The 16,741-nt window shown below is 54.8% G+C and carries 13 protein-coding genes and 1 pseudogene; 4 read left to right on the top strand and 10 right to left on the bottom strand.

Annotation, left to right across the window (positions count from 1 at the left end):
* Positions 1 to 27 precede the first annotated feature (27 nt).
* Positions 28 to 753 (top strand): NAD(P)H-binding protein, encoded by a 726-nt coding sequence (locus tag GKC28_RS13845; RefSeq protein ID WP_174147493.1) that lies wholly within the window; start codon positions 28 to 30, stop codon positions 751 to 753.
* On the opposite strand, the pseudogene GKC28_RS13840 reads toward GKC28_RS13845, so the two are convergent.
* The 6 genes and pseudogenes from GKC28_RS13840 to GKC28_RS13815 form a co-directional block, all read right to left on the bottom strand.
* Positions 699 to 914 (bottom strand): annotated as a pseudogene (locus GKC28_RS13840) (transposase domain-containing protein); the annotation flags it as partial. The gene GKC28_RS13845 and the pseudogene GKC28_RS13840 overlap by 55 nt on opposite strands.
* Positions 915 to 947: 33 nt before the next feature.
* A complete protein-coding gene (locus tag GKC28_RS13835; protein ID WP_174147492.1) occupies positions 948 to 2,468 on the bottom strand; it encodes an IS66 family transposase in 1,521 nt (506 codons plus the stop codon).
* Between the two features lie 53 nt (positions 2,469 to 2,521).
* A complete protein-coding gene (tnpB, locus tag GKC28_RS13830; RefSeq protein ID WP_174147491.1) occupies positions 2,522 to 2,878 on the bottom strand; it encodes an IS66 family insertion sequence element accessory protein TnpB in 357 nt (118 codons plus the stop codon).
* On the bottom strand, positions 2,875 to 3,282 hold the full coding sequence (locus GKC28_RS13825; RefSeq protein ID WP_174147490.1) for a transposase: 408 nt from the start codon (positions 3,280 to 3,282) through the stop codon (positions 2,875 to 2,877). The genes tnpB and GKC28_RS13825 overlap by 4 nt, the downstream gene beginning before the upstream one ends.
* Before the next feature lie 576 nt (positions 3,283 to 3,858).
* A complete protein-coding gene (locus GKC28_RS13820) occupies positions 3,859 to 4,884 on the bottom strand; it encodes a replication initiator protein A (protein ID WP_174147489.1) in 1,026 nt (341 codons plus the stop codon).
* 557 nt (positions 4,885 to 5,441) lie between these two features.
* A complete protein-coding gene (locus GKC28_RS13815; protein ID WP_174147488.1) occupies positions 5,442 to 5,684 on the bottom strand; it encodes a hypothetical protein in 243 nt (80 codons plus the stop codon).
* A 19-nt stretch (positions 5,685 to 5,703) separates the two neighbouring features.
* Here GKC28_RS13815 and GKC28_RS13810 point away from each other — a divergent pair, with 19 nt between their 5' ends.
* Positions 5,704 to 7,449, top strand: coding sequence for an RcgA family putative transporter (locus GKC28_RS13810; RefSeq protein ID WP_174147487.1), 1,746 nt, complete (start codon positions 5,704 to 5,706; stop codon positions 7,447 to 7,449).
* Positions 7,450 to 7,452: 3 nt separating this feature from the next.
* Complete coding sequence (locus tag GKC28_RS13805; protein WP_174147486.1) at positions 7,453 to 8,415, top strand: alpha/beta hydrolase; 963 nt, start codon at positions 7,453 to 7,455, stop codon at positions 8,413 to 8,415.
* 51 nt (positions 8,416 to 8,466) lie between these two features.
* On the opposite strand, the gene GKC28_RS13800 is transcribed toward GKC28_RS13805, so the two are convergent.
* Entirely contained in the window at positions 8,467 to 9,567 is a 1,101-nt protein-coding gene (locus GKC28_RS13800; protein ID WP_174147485.1) for an outer membrane protein transport protein, read from the bottom strand.
* A gap of 668 nt (positions 9,568 to 10,235) precedes the next feature.
* Between GKC28_RS13800 and GKC28_RS13795 the strand changes: the two genes are divergently transcribed.
* Positions 10,236 to 11,783 carry a hypothetical protein gene (locus tag GKC28_RS13795; protein WP_174147484.1) on the top strand — a complete coding sequence of 516 codons (1,548 nt, stop codon included), beginning with the start codon at positions 10,236 to 10,238 and terminating at the stop codon, positions 11,781 to 11,783.
* 313 nt (positions 11,784 to 12,096) lie between these two features.
* On the opposite strand, the gene GKC28_RS13790 is transcribed toward GKC28_RS13795, so the two are convergent.
* From GKC28_RS13790 to GKC28_RS13780, 3 genes are all read right to left on the bottom strand, one after another.
* Positions 12,097 to 12,900, bottom strand: coding sequence for an abortive infection family protein (locus GKC28_RS13790; protein WP_254604233.1), 804 nt, complete (start codon positions 12,898 to 12,900; stop codon positions 12,097 to 12,099).
* Positions 12,901 to 13,267: 367 nt separating this feature from the next.
* Positions 13,268 to 13,858 (bottom strand): hypothetical protein, encoded by a 591-nt coding sequence (locus tag GKC28_RS13785; RefSeq protein ID WP_174147483.1) that lies wholly within the window; start codon positions 13,856 to 13,858, stop codon positions 13,268 to 13,270.
* Between the two features lie 351 nt (positions 13,859 to 14,209).
* Positions 14,210 to 15,289 carry a hypothetical protein gene (locus GKC28_RS13780; protein WP_174147482.1) on the bottom strand — a complete coding sequence of 360 codons (1,080 nt, stop codon included), beginning with the start codon at positions 15,287 to 15,289 and terminating at the stop codon, positions 14,210 to 14,212.
* Between the last annotated feature and the right edge of the window lie 1,452 nt (positions 15,290 to 16,741).

The raw sequence follows: 16,741 nt of genomic DNA, 5'->3' as shown, positions 1-16,741 counted from the left end.
CTAAAAATGGAACCGAAGAGGAGTACCATGACCACCTATCTTGTAACCGGGGCCTCTGGCCAATTGGGAACGCGCGTCGTTCAGCATCTGGCAACGCTGGCGCCGCCCAAGGACATTGTTGCGTTGGTCCGGTCCGACGCCGCCGCGCATGCCTTCGAGGGCCAGGAAATCGCAACCCGGCGCGCTGATTACAACGATCCCACGGCCCTCGAAGCTGCATTTTCCGGGGTCGACCGGCTTTTACTGATCTCGGGGTCCGAGATTGGCAAAAGGCGCGAACAACATGCCAACGCCATTGCCGCCGCCAAGGCCGCCGGGGTGGGTTTTGTCGCGTATACGTCGATCCTCAACGCCGATACCGGTGGGATGGCGTTGGCCGAAGAGCACCTTGCCACCGAGGCGATGTTGCGTGACAGCGCGCTGCCACACACGATCTTGCGCAACGGATGGTATTCCGAAAACATCACGATGACGCTTGGCCAGGACCTGGAACTGGGTCAGCATTTCGGCGCTGCGGGCGACGGACGGTTCGCCACCGCCAGCCGCCAGGACTATGCCGAGGCTGCCGCCGTCGTGTTGCGAGGCGGCCATGACGGAGAGGTCCTGGAACTGGCCGGAGACAGCGCCTTTACGCTGTCGGATTACGCCGCGACGGTGACGGAGGTAACGTATCCGTCCGGCGTGACCGCCGTTGACAATCAACTTGGCTGCCAATTCCAGGGCGCAAGTTCGTCGATGCGGTTGATCTTGTGATCGGCGATGTGGGTTAGCACCCAAGTCAGCCAAGCTTCCGGATCGACGCGGTTCATGCGGGCTGTCTCGATGAGAGTGTAGGCAATCGCCGCGGCCTTGCCGCCGCCTTCGGACCCCATGAACAGATAATTCTTCCGCCCGAGAGTCAGCGGCCTGATTGACCNGTATCCGTCCGGCGTGACCGCCGTTGACAATCAACTTGGCTGCCAATTCCAGGGCGCAAGTTCGTCGATGCGGTTGATCTTGTGATCGGCGATGTGGGTTAGCACCCAAGTCAGCCAAGCTTCCGGATCGACGCGGTTCATGCGGGCTGTCTCGATGAGAGTGTAGGCAATCGCCGCGGCCTTGCCGCCGCCTTCGGACCCCATGAACAGATAATTCTTCCGCCCGAGAGTCAGCGGCCTGATTGACCGCTCGCAGATGTTGTTGTCCAATTCCAACTGGCCGTTTTCCAGATAGGCCCGTGCCTTGGGCATGCGGCTGAGCGCATACCGGATGGCCTCGGCCAGTTTGGTTTTCCCCGAGATTTTCGGCAGTTGGCTCTTTAGCCAGGTCTCCAGGTCGTCGAAGATGGGCTTGGCCCTGGTCTGTCGCAGGGCGACACGTTCTTCGGGCGGCTTGTACCGCGCATCTTTTTCGACGGCATAGAGCCTGGAGATCCGTTCGATGGTTTCCTTCGCGATGGTAGAGCCGTTTCGTTCGAAGACATCCACGAACTTGCGCCGCACATGCACCATGCAGGCTTGCTCGCTGGCCAGACCCTCGCCGAACAACCCGTTGAAGCCGGTGAACCCGTCGGCATGTACGGTGCCCTTGTACGCCGCGAGATGTGCGGCGGGATGTTTGCCTTTGCGATCCACGCTGAACTGGTACCACGCGCAGGGCGGGGCCTGGCCGCACCATGGCCGCTCGTCCCGGACATAACTCCACATCCGCGCGGTCTGGGCTTTGCCCGTCTTGCCCCCGGTCTGCATCTTGACGGGGGTATCATCGGCGAAGAGCGCGGGCCCGGCCGCTACCAGCTTGCCGATGTGGTCGGCCAGAGGTGCCAAGAGTGCCGTCGATCGCCCAACCCAATCAGTCAGAGTCGACCGGTGGAGATTTACCTTCTCGCGGGCGTAAATTTCGGACTGCCGGTAGAGCGGCAGATGATCACAATACTTGCCGACCAACACATGCGCCAACAGACCGGGGCCAGCGCGCCCGCGCTCGATCGGGCGGCTCGGCAGCGGCGCTTGCACGAACGTCTCGCAGCAGTTGCAGGTCATGCGCGGGCGCACGATTTCGCGGACCACGAACCGCCCCGGAATGTATTCCAGCTCTTGCGTCACATCCTCGCCAAGGGCCCGCAAGGGTCCGCCGCAGTCGGAACAGGTCTCGCCCGGGGATAGGACCTCGGACTGCCGCTCCAGGTGGTCGGGCAGCGGGGCACGGCTGTGCTTGCGTTTTCCCGCATCGGCCTTCCCACCGCCCTGACTGGTTTCCTCCTGCTGGGCCGCAGCGGCTGTGGCGATCTCGGCGTCCTCGTGAAGGTCGAATGCCAGTTGATCCAGGCTTTCCGACTTGGCTCCGAACCGCGCCTTGCGATGACCGGCCAGCTGGTGTTCGAGCTGCTCGATCTTCAATGCCTGGGACCTGGCCAGATCGCGCAGCTGCGCCGCGAGGGCGCGGAGCTCATCGGGATCGGAAGGAAGGGATTGAGGCGTCTCCAGCATTGCTGGATTTATACCGGCTCACCGCGCGCAAGTGAAGCTTATGATGTTGGATTCTATGGCAAGTTTCCGGTGGTAAGAGGGCGCCACGTCTTCTGCGGCATGCGCCAGTCAATGCCTTCCAGAAGCATCGACAATTGCGATGGGCTGAGACTAACCTTGCCGTCCTTGGCGGCTGGCCAGACGAAGCGCCCGCGCTCCAGGCGTTTCGTGAACAGGCATGCGCCTTGCGCGTCCCACCATATGATTTTCAACAGATCGCCCCGGCGTCCGCGGAACACAAACAGGTGGCCGGAATACGGGTCCTCCTCGAGCGTCTTCTCAGCCTGCGCCGCGAGCGTATTGAACCCCCGTCGCATGTCCGTGACCCCGGCGGCCAGCCAGACCCGCGTATTGCTCGGGACCGGGATCATGCCATCAGGCCCTTCACCAGCCCGAGAACCGCCGACAATGCCGTTGGCCCCTCCACCACGACCCGTCGCCCGTCCGAGAGCGTTATATCGACCCGCTGCGCGAGAACGCGGGCATCTGTCGAACGCGATGTCCCGGCAAGGTCAGCTCGCGGGTCAGGCTCGGTGGCAAATTCGGTGATTTCAACCGGCAGGAAGAGATCGCCATCCCCGGGATTACTGGAGATTTCGTGGTCGGCCGGCGCGAAACGCGGATCCCTCAGCCATGTGAAGAGCAGGTTCGAATTCATCGCATAGCGACGTGCCACCTGCGCCACGGAAACGCCTGGCGCGCGCGTCTGCCGACAGATCGTGCGTTTCTCTTCGTCAGACCAGAACCGCTTCTTCTGCCCTTTCTTTCCCGCCATGAAGTGCCTCAAGATGTCCATTATCGATCATGGACATTAACGGCAGCAGACCGACACCGTCAGAGCAGTTTCAACGGACGCATACTGACGTTGATCCTGAGAGACCGGCAGCGATGGGGTGGTTCGGAATCAGCCTGATTGGGCACGAGTGAATGACCGGTCCGGGGAAATCTGCCGCTGCGCCGAATTTTTGGCGCTGCAGTAGCGAAAGTTTTCTGCTTAAGCATTCGCCGCACGGGCAAAAGTCCGCAAAGTCCGGCGTTTCAATGGTTCGAACCGACCGCAGCGAAAGGCGGTTGCTGCGCTACCATCGTTCAGCCTAAACATGCCAAGCTCTCCTACCGGCCCGCCGTTCGCACGTAATCTGGGTTCGAGCCGATGATTGCAGGCTGGTTGCAAATAATGTGGGTTCGTTCGCAGATAATCCGGGTCTGCCCCCTTCGATAGATGCAAATAATTCGGGCCGAAAATCAGGATGTTTGCAGGTCCAGCCGTTTATGTTTGCAGGTCGTTACATATAGGCAGCCCTGCCGCTGCCAAAGAACAGCCTGATATTATTTCGTCGTGACGCCCAGCTTATGGCTGACCGCGCTTTTTGAACCACTTCCTGCAGAAACCCAGAAATGCCATTTCCGGGTTTTTTGGAAGTTCACTGGCCCAGCCTCTCCACTCCTGCTCGATCATGCGGACATCCCAACCTGGTGCCGCCTCTCTGGCCATTTCGTAGACATCCGGATCAAGCGGAGGGATCTCAACCACGGCGGAAGTTTCAGCCGTCACCGTTCCGCGGCTCACTACGTGCAGTTGATCCTTCTCGTCATCCACCCTGATTTGATAATCCGGCATGTGGCCGAATTCTTGGTCTTCTTTGGCAATCGCCCCTACTAGCCTGCGGAACTCCCGCAACGAAGATCCGGAACCGCATTTCTTATGCAATGTATCAAGTCCGATCCTCCACTCGCTCTGCCGGCCGCAGTGCTTTCTAGCCAACTCATAGATCCTGCGTTCCAGAGGTTTGCGCAGCCGGAAATAGCCTTTGTGCAGGGTAAGCACTTCCTGTGCGCGGACAGCATTGAAAACCCAATCGCTGAGCTTGATTTCCACTTCCTGCATCCGGCCATCGCGTGTTTCCCGCACAATCCTGGCGCGTTCAATCAGACCGAAGTTCTCAAATACTTCCTGGCCGCCTGTGGAGATGTTCGTGTTGATCCTCGTTCCCGCCAGCCGCTCAATGGCACCCTTCAACAATTCATAACCCCGACCCGTGGTCATCCTGTTGGTGGCCTTGAGGAGATCTGATGCATGGAACCGAACAACCTGCTGCGGCTCTTTCCCCTCGTTGATGCCCCTTATCAAGTTGCTGATGCAGAAGATCAAAACATCCCTATCATGCACAGTCGCTAATCCATCCGGTCCGGGTTTGACCTCGACCGTAATCCCGTTATGGGAATACTTGCGCGGCCGGTGATCAGGCTTTGTGGATAGCGAAAAAATCGGGTGCTCCATTGAGCCAATGTCACCCTTAGGCGCCGCGTCAAAAATATCGCAAACGAAGAAATCTCCCTGTGGGTGCCGGTCCGGCAATAGAGGATAGTCACTCATTTTTCGCTTCCTTTCGACACTTCACACACACTTGTGCAGAACGACACTTCACCCACGCTTTTGGAGATGTAACGACACTTCACCCACACCTGACCGTATAACGACACTTCACACACGCCAAGGCAAAAACGACACTTCACCCACACCTGGGGGGCAGTAACGACATTTCACACACACTTGCAAGCAAAACGACACTTCACCCACACCTGTGCAAAACGACACTTCACCCACAAGTTGCCCAAAATGAACGACACTTCACACACGGAAAGGCCCTTCCTTTATCTTCCGAGCAACTGAAGGAATCACCACTCTGCACACAGTGAATCACCACCCTACACACACCAAACCCCCACTTTACACACAGGCGCTCACTGTATGATTTTGTTATCATTGAGAAAATTCGTACTCTCCGGAACCGTAACACTGAATCTAACACCACTTTAACACCCCCAAGGCGGGGCAATCTTTTCTAGAAGCCGTCCCGCCCTGTGGATAACTTTCGTTATTGCTTAGAAAGACGACCATCCAGAAGTGCTGCTCCGCCCACACCCATCTGTTCAAATCCAACTCAGCTCTAGCTCTCCGGTATTCCAAACATAGGCAACTCCAGTCTTGCCCATGGCATCTTCGACCTGGGCGACTGGTACCGCTTGTTCCCTGACCCGTTTCTCTTCCGGGCCAGCTTCGCCCATGGAACCTTCACACGTTTCCAAAGAACGCGATGCAGGTTCATACCCAGAGAGCGGTTTCCCGAAGCGCACCCCCATCGACTCGATGATTTCCTTGATGCCGTTGTTCATTGGTTAGCACACCATAAAATTGAAGTTGCCTGCTAAATACGTTGATTTCCGATTGCGGCACGATAGGATACGAAGACTTCCGAAGCGAAACGAAACGAAAGCCTTTAAACCTTTGTTAAAGAACGGAAAATTCTTTCAGAAGCCGCCCGAAAGCACTGGCACTTTCAAGGAGTTGTTTAGCCAGGTTGCGGCAGCTGGTGTTGGGCGGCCAGTGGACAAGGACGGCTTTCCAGAAGGCCCATGGACGCCCGATCTTCTTGCAGATGCTATCTCGCAGATTGATGCAAATCGCAGAGGTGTTGATCTGAGAACCGTTCAGCTTTGGTTTCAGGAAAACGAGAAAGGGATTAGCGCCGAGAATATCCGGTGGCTTGCCAGGGTATTCGGGTGCGGGGATCCGGAAGCAACGAGCGAGTGGCAAAGGGAACTCAGCGCATCGCAAGCGCGGTTGGTCGCAAGGCGAAGGGAAAAGCGCCGGCGGGCGGAGAACCCTGCCCCAACGTTGCCTGAATTGGCACAGCCAGAAGCCAAGATTCCAGAAAGTGGATACACGGCTGAGAACAACCTAATAGGCGACACAACAGCACCTGGCTGGCGCTTTAACCTGGCTAGATGGTCTGAAGCGCTATTTAGCAGCCGATCGACACTGAACCTGCCAGCGTTGGTTTGGGCGGGTTGGGTAGTCCTCGGTTTCTTGACTTACATCATGGGGGTGCACAGCGTCACCTATAGCCCCATTGCTGGGTTGCATAAGCAGGTAGGGTTTTTCTGGGCTCCGAACTGGTCCTTGATCGAACTGGTGATCTTGCCACTGTTTCTTGTAACCGTTGTAGGGCTCTTGGCCTTTTGGAAGGCCGAAAGGCGATTGATCATCGCGTCAACTGGCTCTGATCCTGGAAAGACAGGCGATTGGACGCGTAGAGTGGAATCCTTTTCCTATTCTCACTGGGCCGTGTTTTTCATCTGCTTTGCCATTGTGTTCCTTGTGCAATGGTCAGGAATACACATGCGCGCGCTCGTCAACGGCGACGTTGGCAACCTCATGATGGACTGGAACCTCCTGGCAATTGTGCGCCCCGAAGTCATATCTGTGCCAGAGGCAACTGTGCTTTCGATGCTGGCATTCTTGTACACGGCGGCAATCTGCTTTCTTTTCCTTACGGGTCTCGTCTTGATGTACACTCTGACGCAAGATTTTTTCGAAGTTTGCAGCATGCCAGAGCTTCATTCTAACCCAACGATACTGAGCAAGATCGGCGCAGTAGGCACTAATCTGCTATGCCGCGTATATCGGGCTTCTCTATTGGGAATTTGGGTTGCAACGTGCATCAAGCTTCAAGCCACCTATCTCCTGTCAGACGGGGAAAGCATTTTGGACTGGTTGCTCACAGATGCTCTGTTCTTTCTGGGCATTTATAACGAAGCAAGTGGTTGGCTCGGTCAGCGATCTTTGGCCCATTTCACTAGTTTTCTTCTGCTGTTTGCTACCTGTTCGGTTTTCATTTTCGGCTATGTTCAAATTTGTCGTGTCGTGGAGCGGGCTTTGCCCTCAGGGCCTTCTCGCCGTTTTGCCGAAGTTCCATGTGTCCATCGCTGGATGATGATGGGAGTCGTACTGCTACTCATTGCCAACTTCTTCCTGATCGGGCAGATTTCCGGCTTTTCGATCCTCCTAATCGTTGGCATCTTGGCGACGACTTACAGCCTGTATGACCCGATGTTTGGGAGAGCACAGGCAAGTGAAATGACAACCTGCAAGAGTTGACCAATGCTGCCAGCCCCCCTCGAACATGAGATAGCCGAAGCCCCCAAAGATGGGGTGGCCTATTGGATACAAGCAGACGATGGAACGCGCCTTCGGGTCGGTCTGTGGAAGGGAAAGGATGCTCAGAAGGGCACCATCCTCGTGTTTCCAGGACGATCCGAGTATATCGAGAAATACGGCCGCACGGTCTCGGATTTGCAGAAACTCGGTTACACAGCTCTGGTGATTGATTGGCGTGGTCAAGGGCTTGCTGACAGAGCGACCGACGATCCGATGGCCGGCCATGTGGTTCGGTTCTCAGATTTCCACAAAGATGTCGCAGCGATGACCAAGGCAGCGCAAGATCTGGACTTGCCAAAACCATGGTATTTGATCGGGCACTCTTTAGGTGCCTGCATTGGCCTCAGAGCGATAGCGGAAGGTCTTCCAGTGTCAGCCTGTGCATTTACCGGCCCGATGTGGAACATCAATCTTCCTGCGGTCAAGCGGGCTGCGGCCTGGCCCTTGTCCTGGACAGCTCAAACAATTGGTAAGGGCCATGTTTACGCGCCCGGCACTGACGGGAAGAGCTATGTGCTTAGCACAGCCTTTGAAGACAACAGGCTCACAAACGACCCTGAAATGTACCAGTATTTCATCAATCAGGCCACAACGCTGAAAAAACATCAGATTGGCGGGCCAAGTTTAGGATGGCTGTTTCAGACGCTCAAAGAGACAAAGGCTGTGTCAAAACTTCCATCCCCAAAGATCCCCTGTCTCACCTTCTGCGGTGATCAAGATGTGGTTGTTGACCTTCCAGCGATACATGATCGCATGAGTAAATGGCCCGGTGGACGGTTGGAGCTGATAGAAAACGCCAAACACGATGTCTTTTCTGAAGTTCCCCAGGTTAGAGAACGACTAATGACCGAGATCGCTAAGCTGTTCACACCAGCAAGCAATCAACCCGCCGTAGCCGCCCGATGAGCTTGAACAGACGGCTCACAGAACGGCTACAGCGTGATTTTATCAGGGGCTTTAGAAGCTATAGCTGACCTTCACACCCGCTGAGAATGCGTCGTTGTCGGTGAACGAAGTAATCGCGGAATCTGCACTGCCGATGTCCGTGTATCGGATACCGGTAGTCACCTTCCAACCCTCAGTCTCATAGGACACGGCAAGGCCATAGCTGACATAGCCATCGGTGCCAGAAAAGTTGCCTACAATGTCGCCATTATCCTTTTCGTAGCCGATGGTTGCCGCGCCGCTCCAATTGTCGTTGAACGCGTGACCGATACCCATTTCGTATGTCCAAATGTCGCTCGTGCCGCCTGCAATGGGCACGTTCACGACACCAACCCCGGGAACCAGAGTCAAAAAGTCGCTCGGCTGGACCCTGAACTTTGTCCACTCGCGCCACCTCACTGACCCAAACAGCAAGGTGTCTTTTGAAATGCCAGATTGGGCGTGCAGCGTGAATGATTTGGGAATTTCCACTTGGAAAGGCGTTCCGGTGTTGTCGCTGAACTCATGCTCTGTCTTGGACTCGTAGGTCGCAGCGATGCGCATAGCGATGTCAGGGATCTCATAGGCGATGCCTGCAAGATAACCGACCTGGTAGTCTTTGCTCACGCTCAGGCTGTAAGGGCTGGATACGGTCACTGGCGAGATAACCGTAATATCGCCATCAACGCCAACGATGCGCAGGCCGCCATAAACGCTAAAGCGGTCGTTGACCCGGTATTTTGCCAGACCGGTGTAGGCGATAGATGAAACCTCCGCACTCGATCCGGCCAGGAAAGCGGTAGGGCTGGTGTAAGTCAGAGAGGCCCCAATCGGTTCGTCAACGACAAAGGCAAAAGAAAAACGGTCGTTCAGATCCCGCTTATAGCCGAACGCGTAGGATTCATAATTGTTTGTGATGTTCCCTGTAGAGCCAGCTGGTACCCCCGGCAGAGGGTCGCCGGAAACTGTAGGGTGCACAGTAGCAGCCGAGAATTCGAGGTAGTTCTTGCCCTTTTGAAACAGGATTTGTGATGGATCGGCGCGGCGCTCGATACCGCCAGCCGATACCATTGAGGCAGAAATGGTGAATGCACTGGCCGCCAGTGTTGTAGTCTTGAAAAAGTTCGATTTCATCTGCGATCCAAACCCGCGTGTATTATTGAATTAGTGGCTGCCTCGTGCAGCCAGAGGCCAGATAGAGTATTTAGGCAATTGTGATCAATCCTTGATTGCATCTGCATGTCACTGCGGCGCTCGGGAAACGGACAAAATTCCCCACAGCGTCAGATCTCAGATTCTGGTGTCTTCGCCTTAGACACTGCTTCGGCCACCTCAGATTTCTCGCAAGTTCGAAGATCTGGGCGGCTGGATAACTTCGCCCGTTGGTAAGTCGGCCATTCGCGTAGGTGCGGGCTACCTTTTTTGTTGGGCCAGCGGGATTTGGACAAGCCAAACGCCCCTGGCCGTCAGGGTGAGGGCGCTGCCCTCCCCCTCGGGCAATCCTATTAGACAGGGCCGTGTCCTCGGCTGCGCCTGCTGTCGGGCGACACATAGTTCTTCTATTCAGGGGCCTCTAAGTCATTGATTTTGCGCCAGTGGCAACCACGCGCTAGCACTATTCTTTCCTTTTGCGACTCATAGGGTTTCCTTCGCCAGAAGCAGACCGTCTCCGCATGCTGAGTTCCTTCCTTCACCAGGCCGCTTTGTGGAAGCCCAGTTGAGGTTATGGGCGCCTAGGATTGCAAAAAGCTGCAAGAGCAGCCAAAGGTTGAAGGCGGCACAAAATACTCGGGCACACCAAAATGCGTTCTCACTATCGCAAGAAGCTCAATAAACTTCTGGGTGCAGCAGGCGACGAAGAGTTTATTCAGCTACTCTGGGCGACAAACGTCTTGCAGTCAGAATATTCAGATGCAGCCCGAGACTACATTCACCCAGATACCATTCCTGACGGCGCAATCACCAGCGACATGAAAAGTAGGTTTGCGGTCCAAAAATGGGAAATTGAAACGCTAGCCAACGAAATCATGACTGTGCCCAAGGTCCGACGACCAAAGAATGGTAAAACAAGAACACTTCGCTGGGACCACTTTCAGGCCTCTTTAAATTGCGCGATCTGGCTTCGAAAACTGGAGAATGCCGAGTATAGAATTCGCAAGAAGCGTGAAGAAGTATTCATTGAAATGGGGCGGATCGCAGCCCGCCAGTTTGAGTGGCAGCGTGGATTTGACAATGTCCCCCAGTTTTACCGAAATGCATTTGTCTATGGTCAAGGGGAATGTGCGTCTTATTTCGAACAGAAACACGGTATTTCCTTAAACCGGTTCTCTCAAATTGGCTTCATGCTCTACGTCTTGTTTGTGAGCACCCCAGTCATGCACAATGATAGTTCCTGGGCGGAACTGGGTGTATCACATGAGGAAATGGAAAGGGTTCTGAATCTCATCTCAATGCCGTTCCCAGAGGCAGCTAATTTGGCAAGACGTAGGCGCAAAAGGATTACTCATACGGCGGACAAGCCTAGTATCCTCCGCCAATCACCTTGCCTGCGTTTTGGCAGTAAAGGTGAGCGAATTCGGGCCCCGCTTCCTGAGTTGATTATCGAGCGTGTCACATCAGGTGTTTTCTATGACGTTGTTAGTGGAGGAGGCACAATTAGAGACAACTATGGCAAGCGCTTTGAAGAGTACTGCGCCAAGTACCTGGCCGATGTGCTGCCAAAGTTCGGTTGGGAAGGCGAATTTAGCTACCGAAAGAAGCCTAACCTATTTGATACCCCCGATATTTTATGCAGCGAAGGTCCTCTTTTGACCATTGCCTTTGAGTGCAAGGCAACGCGCATGTCGCAAGAAGCAATGTTCGGGAAGGATCCGTTCTCTGCTCGGGGCTATGAAGACTTAACGAAGGCTGTCTTTCAGTTGTGGAGGTTCTTTTCACATTGCCGTCGGGGGTATGCTGATCGAACAATTGCTGAAGATGCTGTCGGGGTCATTTTGACGCTTGATAATTGGCTCATGCACTCTCTGACATTGCAAAGGCAGGTTCTAGAGAAGGCCAAACGGATGGCAGAAACCAAAGACCCCGAGATATTGGAAGAAGATAGAAGGCCAGTAGTTTTCGTTGCTGCACCGGAGCTCGAACGGATATTAACCGTAGCAACCGAAGAATCGTTCAAGAAAGCTCTGCTTACTTCTGTATCAGATGAGTTCGCCGGATGGCGCTTAGATGGTGTTTTCCGTGAGTTGCTGGCCGGGGCAGAACGAGAGAAGCGCAGTTTTCCGTATGTAGATGAACTTGGATCTCTATTACCGTGGTGGGATGAAATGCATCATGCCGGGTTGTCTGACTAGTTATCCTGAAAAAGGATTCGACGTTCCTTCCATCGTTTCTGCCTAATTTTGAATGCGATCACAGTCGAGGCCGCGATCTCTGGCTCGGAAGTCAGCCGGGCCTCCGCTCCATTCTAGCGCGACTGGCATTTTTCCTTTGATTGGTCCGCTGGCCATCCGGTCGGCAATCTGAAAACGGGCGCTGGTTTCGCCGCGCGTCAGCCTCCACGGAGAAATTCAGTTCCTCGCGCGTCAGGCGCGGGGCCCTGCCAATTTCACTACTCCGGCCCCGAATGTCAGATCTAGATGGCGAACCGAGCGCGGCGAGACAGCATTAATCTTCGAACTTCTGAGCATCCACTGCCTTGATGAACCGCAGTAGGGCAGTAACGCTGTCATAGATGAATTTAGCTTCCTCCATCGGTACAAGGGCTTCCTTGTCGTGGGCAAAAGACTGGTTGTTTCGAATGCTGTTCATTGCCTCGAATGTTGAAATGGAGCTTTTGATAATACGCTCCGACATTTCCGTGAGACTGCGTTCTGCTCTCAGCGCTTTGACGTATTTTCCTACCCTAGCATGGAGGGCGTCATTCTCGCCGCAAGGCTCGCCCCCATGCTTGATTACCAAGGAAGCGAAACGCTTCATGCAATATGTATGCAGCCGGTCCAACCCGGCGTTTGGGCGTCCTGCGTCCAGATCCCTGCGGATCGCCGCGACCAGTTCTTGAAGGGTTTCGTTGGCTTCGAAAGCTTCGATACCGGTAGCGTCGATAGTGTGCTCTTCCCCTTCAAATTTGCCAACTATCTTGAAGTATACCTCCTTAAGGCGTTCTTCGCGCGCCCCGCTGCCGCCTAGCACGTTGTTTTCCCGGTATTCCCAAAGAGCGCGCAGCGTACGCGCGACTAGGTGCGGCTGCGCCCTTGCGATGAACGACCGCAGGCGTTTAGCTTTTGAGGTGCCGTAAGCCGAGAATAACCATGATCCGGGTGCCGCATCAGGATCGATTCCGACTTCTGTGCAGAAGAAGTCACCGAATGTACGGTCAGAGAAATCCAGAACGTAACCGGACTGCATTTGAAGCGCTTCCTCGAAAGCAGCGCGGTCAAGCCGCGTGACAAGGGCCTCGTAACTCTGCATCTATCCTATAGCCTTTTGTCTTTCGGTTGCCCGACCGTTTCACAATAGGCTCCACTGCTCCATCCTTTAGAGAGGCCATTGAGAAGGTTTCCAATGCACTGTGGCTTGTCGAACTGATAAGCTTGCCGCACTTGGAGGAGTCAACAGCTTTGCAATGTTCTGAGCCGATTGAGTGGCCGAGACACTGAGCGCCATAGAGCCCTACGCCGATCAACTCAACCGTTGGTGCTGAACAATGAAAGGCAAAACGAAACACTTACGACACGATCATCATCGGCGGGGGCAGGCCGGGCTAGGTTTCGCAGCGCCCGGATTGTGCCCGTTTGCCCAGCCAGCCGTCGTTGTCCCCGGCGCCGGGAGCGGCGGCTCAGGGTTTCCGCGACATCCATGGGTATTTCGCATGTAGCCGCCTCAAGTGGTCTTCACGGGTTTCACTTGGCCGCCTCTTGTCCGGATCATCAGAATTCGAGTCTGACAGGCCCTGCCCGAAGCTAAGGGTGTCATAGCGAGGGTAGAAAATACGGTGTGTGGGCGAGCCACGACTGAACAGTCCGGTTGAGGTCGGCGCAGCTGCTTGCCGCAAGCCTATGGGTGAGGCCTTTGGCTTCGGTCGCGGGAAACCCTGCTCGAACATCCAGTGCGGATTGAAAGTGATGCCGTTCTCGAGTTCCAAGACCCTTCCTTCATCGCAATCGGTGACATCGAGAACAAGCCAAAGTCCGGTGGCGCCACAGGGGATTGATTGATCTGCCTCCCGCCGGGCGATAACAACATTGAGACTGCCCTTTTCAGAGTAGAGCGCAACATCCACGCGTCGGCCGTCGACTTCCGTCTTTCGAACAATTTTCCTGGTGACCGCCAGATCAAGAGTGGGGAGTCGGCGAATATCAAGTAGGTATGGGCCCTCGCCCAATATGGCCCGGCCGACACCTCGGCAGATCATTTCCTCTGCCAGCACGGCGAAATACTCCGCACACCCCTCGCCCGCCTCGTGCCGGAAGTGCCATTCCCGCACTTGCCCTAGGACGGGTAGCATTTGGGTAGAGCACCCAGGACATGTTAATTTACCAAGCGCGGATCGTTTGTTGGGATCAAGCTCACTGACAGAGATGATCCGACCTTCAGAGTTCCTGGCAAATGTGAAGGTAGCGGACATACTGGTACCTAACCGTCTTTCTGATTTCCCTGATAACAGGTTCCTCTGCTCCGTTAATGTGTCGATGTTTCTCTTTTCGGCACCAAAAAACTGAAAATGGCCGCGTAAACTCTACGACCAAGTCCCCGCAAAAATGGGGGATTACCCAGAGATTTATTTAGACGGCAGCTCTTTTTCGAGCAATGCTCGTATTAGTGGGTTCGTCGTGACACTGTCGGGCATACTTTCCCGCCGGTAAGGGATATTGAATTTAACTAATTCGTTGGACACGCGTGAAGCTTCGACGCCAATACTCTTAGCCATGTCCTCCAAAATGTCACCTATAGCCTCAAAGGAACCCAAACCCTCCCAATTCCCAAATTCGTTCCAAAGCGCCTCATGCACCTTAATAAGGCGTTCGTAGAACGGTGCAAACCACCCAAATTCAGCCCCTTCGGTTAGGGCAGGAGGATGCGTTTCTGGGGTTTCCCGCGCCGCAACTGCGCCCAAGAAATACGATGAATACTTCAGAAGATCGCCAATATTTCCATACACCTCTGTTGCGACCTGCCCAACATCCCCGTGAGTACGGTATGCCTTTATCTTCTCGTAACACTGATCTCGGGCATCGCCCAAGACCTTGACTAGGGTTTCGAGGTAGCCGTCTCCAGGATCATATCCGATCGAACCAACGATGCGGCATACAGCGTATTCATCCCATGTCGCCAGAATTACCTTCCAGCGCATGTTATCTAGGATGTTGTTATGTGCTTTCTGCAGAAGAAACCCCGGGAACGATTTGTCAAATGAAGCCGTCACCTCTACATGTGCGCATTCATGCGCAACCAAATGAAGTGATTGCCAAAAGTACTCGGTCTCCTTCCCAGGTTCCTCAAGGATGCTGAGTGCGTAGTTCGCGTTAAGGACAAGATGGGTTTTGATCACCCCGTCGCGAATTACTGTCGGCGCCATTGCGACACCGATAGCGACGCCTCTGGTAGCGGTGAGCTCGTAGGTTGTCTCATATCCACGATCAAGCTCTAACAATGCTTCGTCGTAATCGAACGCAACCGTCACGCCATCCAGGTTGGTTAGGTCAATGGACTGACTGATGGCGCTGAGGACGGAGTGCAACTTGTAAATCGCCTCCTTTGCAAAATCTTCATCTGCGAACCCCCTCGCGGAAAACTGAATATTGCTCGGGATCGTAATGCCGTTTTTAAGTTCTTCGGCAGTGCCCTCTTCATCTCGCATCTTTTTCGCCCCTCAGCCGCAAAGCCCAAAATTACCAGCCCAAATCCAGATATGGGTGCATCTTCCGAGAAGGCAACCACATATGGGAAAAATCCGTGCTGTCTCGGTCAGCCGCGCCGCCGCTCAGCTCTAGCGCGCCTGGCATCTTTCCGTTTAATTGGTCCGCTTGCCATCCGGCCGGCAATCTGAACACGGGTTCTGATGCGCTGCGCGTCAGCCTCCACGGAGAAATCCGGTTCCTCCCGCGCCAGGCGCGGGCCCCTCCCAATTTCGCCGCTCCGGCCCCGTGTGTCAGATCACCGTCCGGCCGCAGTCCGGGCTGCGCCCAGGCTGTATAGCCTTGCGCCGCGACCTTGAAGGGCAGCCCCGTCACAGCGGGACTGGCGCTGTCCGCGCAGGGGGCAAGTGCGTTAGCGCAAGTACGCTGCGATCGTTTGAAAAATCACTGTGATGTCCGCGATGCGTTCCGGATTCTGCCAGGCAATTATTGCGAACATGATCAGTGCGATGCTTGCCGCTGTAGTGCTTAAAATTCCTTCGAGCCCAAGTACAGATACTGTTCGCGCGTTGTCGGAGTAATGGATTTCACTTCGGTGGCTTTTTGTTGTCTTCATATAAATACCTCTAAGTTTAAATGTCTTGTTAATCGACTGACACTGTGCCTCATGCTCAGTGCCCTTCTGCAATAGTATTTATGCGTCGGGGTCGTGGAAGAGATTTGAAACTCATAAAAAAACGGCTCGAAAATAAAAAAAGAGGTGCCACATGCGGTATGGCCTTCCGCTATCCCGAAAGATCCGTGGATAGCCCGGGAAGCGGCAGGCCTTTGCGTGCTTGGCGGTGTCAGAGCCAGATGGGCATCGTGATCAGAAGAATTGTTAAGCTGATCAGAAGACTCACCCATGCCGGTGGACCGTAAAGGTGCAACGCCAGTCTTGTGCCTGGAGCGGTAGTCAGGGCAAGGTGCAACCTGAGGCTCGATAGTGTTTCTGTATTTGTGTTTGCCATGTGCAAACCTCCTTTAGGGCAACATTGAGTTCTAGATGGCGGCGCTTGGTTCTTGATTGGAACCTAGGGCCAAGCCCGCCTAACTCGTTCTTCTATCTCATTACCTCTTCCGGAGTTCTGCAAGCCCTAATCTGCGGGTCTGACAAAGAAAGATCATTTTATTTCAGCACCTTACGTTGCCAATGCGTTGCGATATGTTGCGAATGCATTGCGCCCCTCGTTTTGGGTTTCTGGCCGCTATTTGTGTAACGCTTTGCGAATTTCCACCCGTCCATTCTACCGGTCAGGCCATGGCAAATTCCGTGCTGAGGCTGGACTGCCAGGCCTGGGCAGCTGCGCCTTCTGCAAGAGACAGTAGAAATCCGCGCGGGGCGCGCGGATTGCATATCTCAGGAGGCGTGGCAGGGCATCGACGGGCTGTGCCCGCTCCTCCCTGCCCCGGCA

The organism is Leisingera sp. ANG59 (assembly GCF_013317235.1).
GTDB lineage: Bacteria > Pseudomonadota > Alphaproteobacteria > Rhodobacterales > Rhodobacteraceae > Leisingera.
This window is presented reverse-complemented; position numbering and strand designations above follow the sequence as displayed.

What these genes read in the sequence shown, in the direction of transcription:
- GKC28_RS13845 (WP_174147493.1), top strand. Translation starts at nt 28, where the DNA reads ATGACCACCTATCTTGTAACCGGGGCCTCTGGCCAATTGGGAACGCGC.
- tnpB (WP_174147491.1), bottom strand. Translation starts at nt 2,878, where the DNA reads ATGATCCCGGTCCCGAGCAATACGCGGGTCTGGCTGGCCGCCGGGGTC.
- GKC28_RS13800 (WP_174147485.1), bottom strand. Translation starts at nt 9,567, where the DNA reads ATGAAATCGAACTTTTTCAAGACTACAACACTGGCGGCCAGTGCATTC.
- GKC28_RS13780 (WP_174147482.1), bottom strand. Translation starts at nt 15,289, where the DNA reads ATGCGAGATGAAGAGGGCACTGCCGAAGAACTTAAAAACGGCATTACG.
- GKC28_RS13820 (WP_174147489.1), bottom strand. Translation starts at nt 4,884, where the DNA reads ATGAGTGACTATCCTCTATTGCCGGACCGGCACCCACAGGGAGATTTC.
- GKC28_RS13790 (WP_254604233.1), bottom strand. Translation starts at nt 12,900, where the DNA reads ATGCAGAGTTACGAGGCCCTTGTCACGCGGCTTGACCGCGCTGCTTTC.
- GKC28_RS13805 (WP_174147486.1), top strand. Translation starts at nt 7,453, where the DNA reads ATGCTGCCAGCCCCCCTCGAACATGAGATAGCCGAAGCCCCCAAAGAT.
- GKC28_RS13825 (WP_174147490.1), bottom strand. Translation starts at nt 3,282, where the DNA reads ATGGCGGGAAAGAAAGGGCAGAAGAAGCGGTTCTGGTCTGACGAAGAG.
- GKC28_RS13795 (WP_174147484.1), top strand. Translation starts at nt 10,236, where the DNA reads ATGCGTTCTCACTATCGCAAGAAGCTCAATAAACTTCTGGGTGCAGCA.
- GKC28_RS13815 (WP_174147488.1), bottom strand. Translation starts at nt 5,684, where the DNA reads ATGAACAACGGCATCAAGGAAATCATCGAGTCGATGGGGGTGCGCTTC.
- GKC28_RS13835 (WP_174147492.1), bottom strand. Translation starts at nt 2,468, where the DNA reads ATGCTGGAGACGCCTCAATCCCTTCCTTCCGATCCCGATGAGCTCCGC.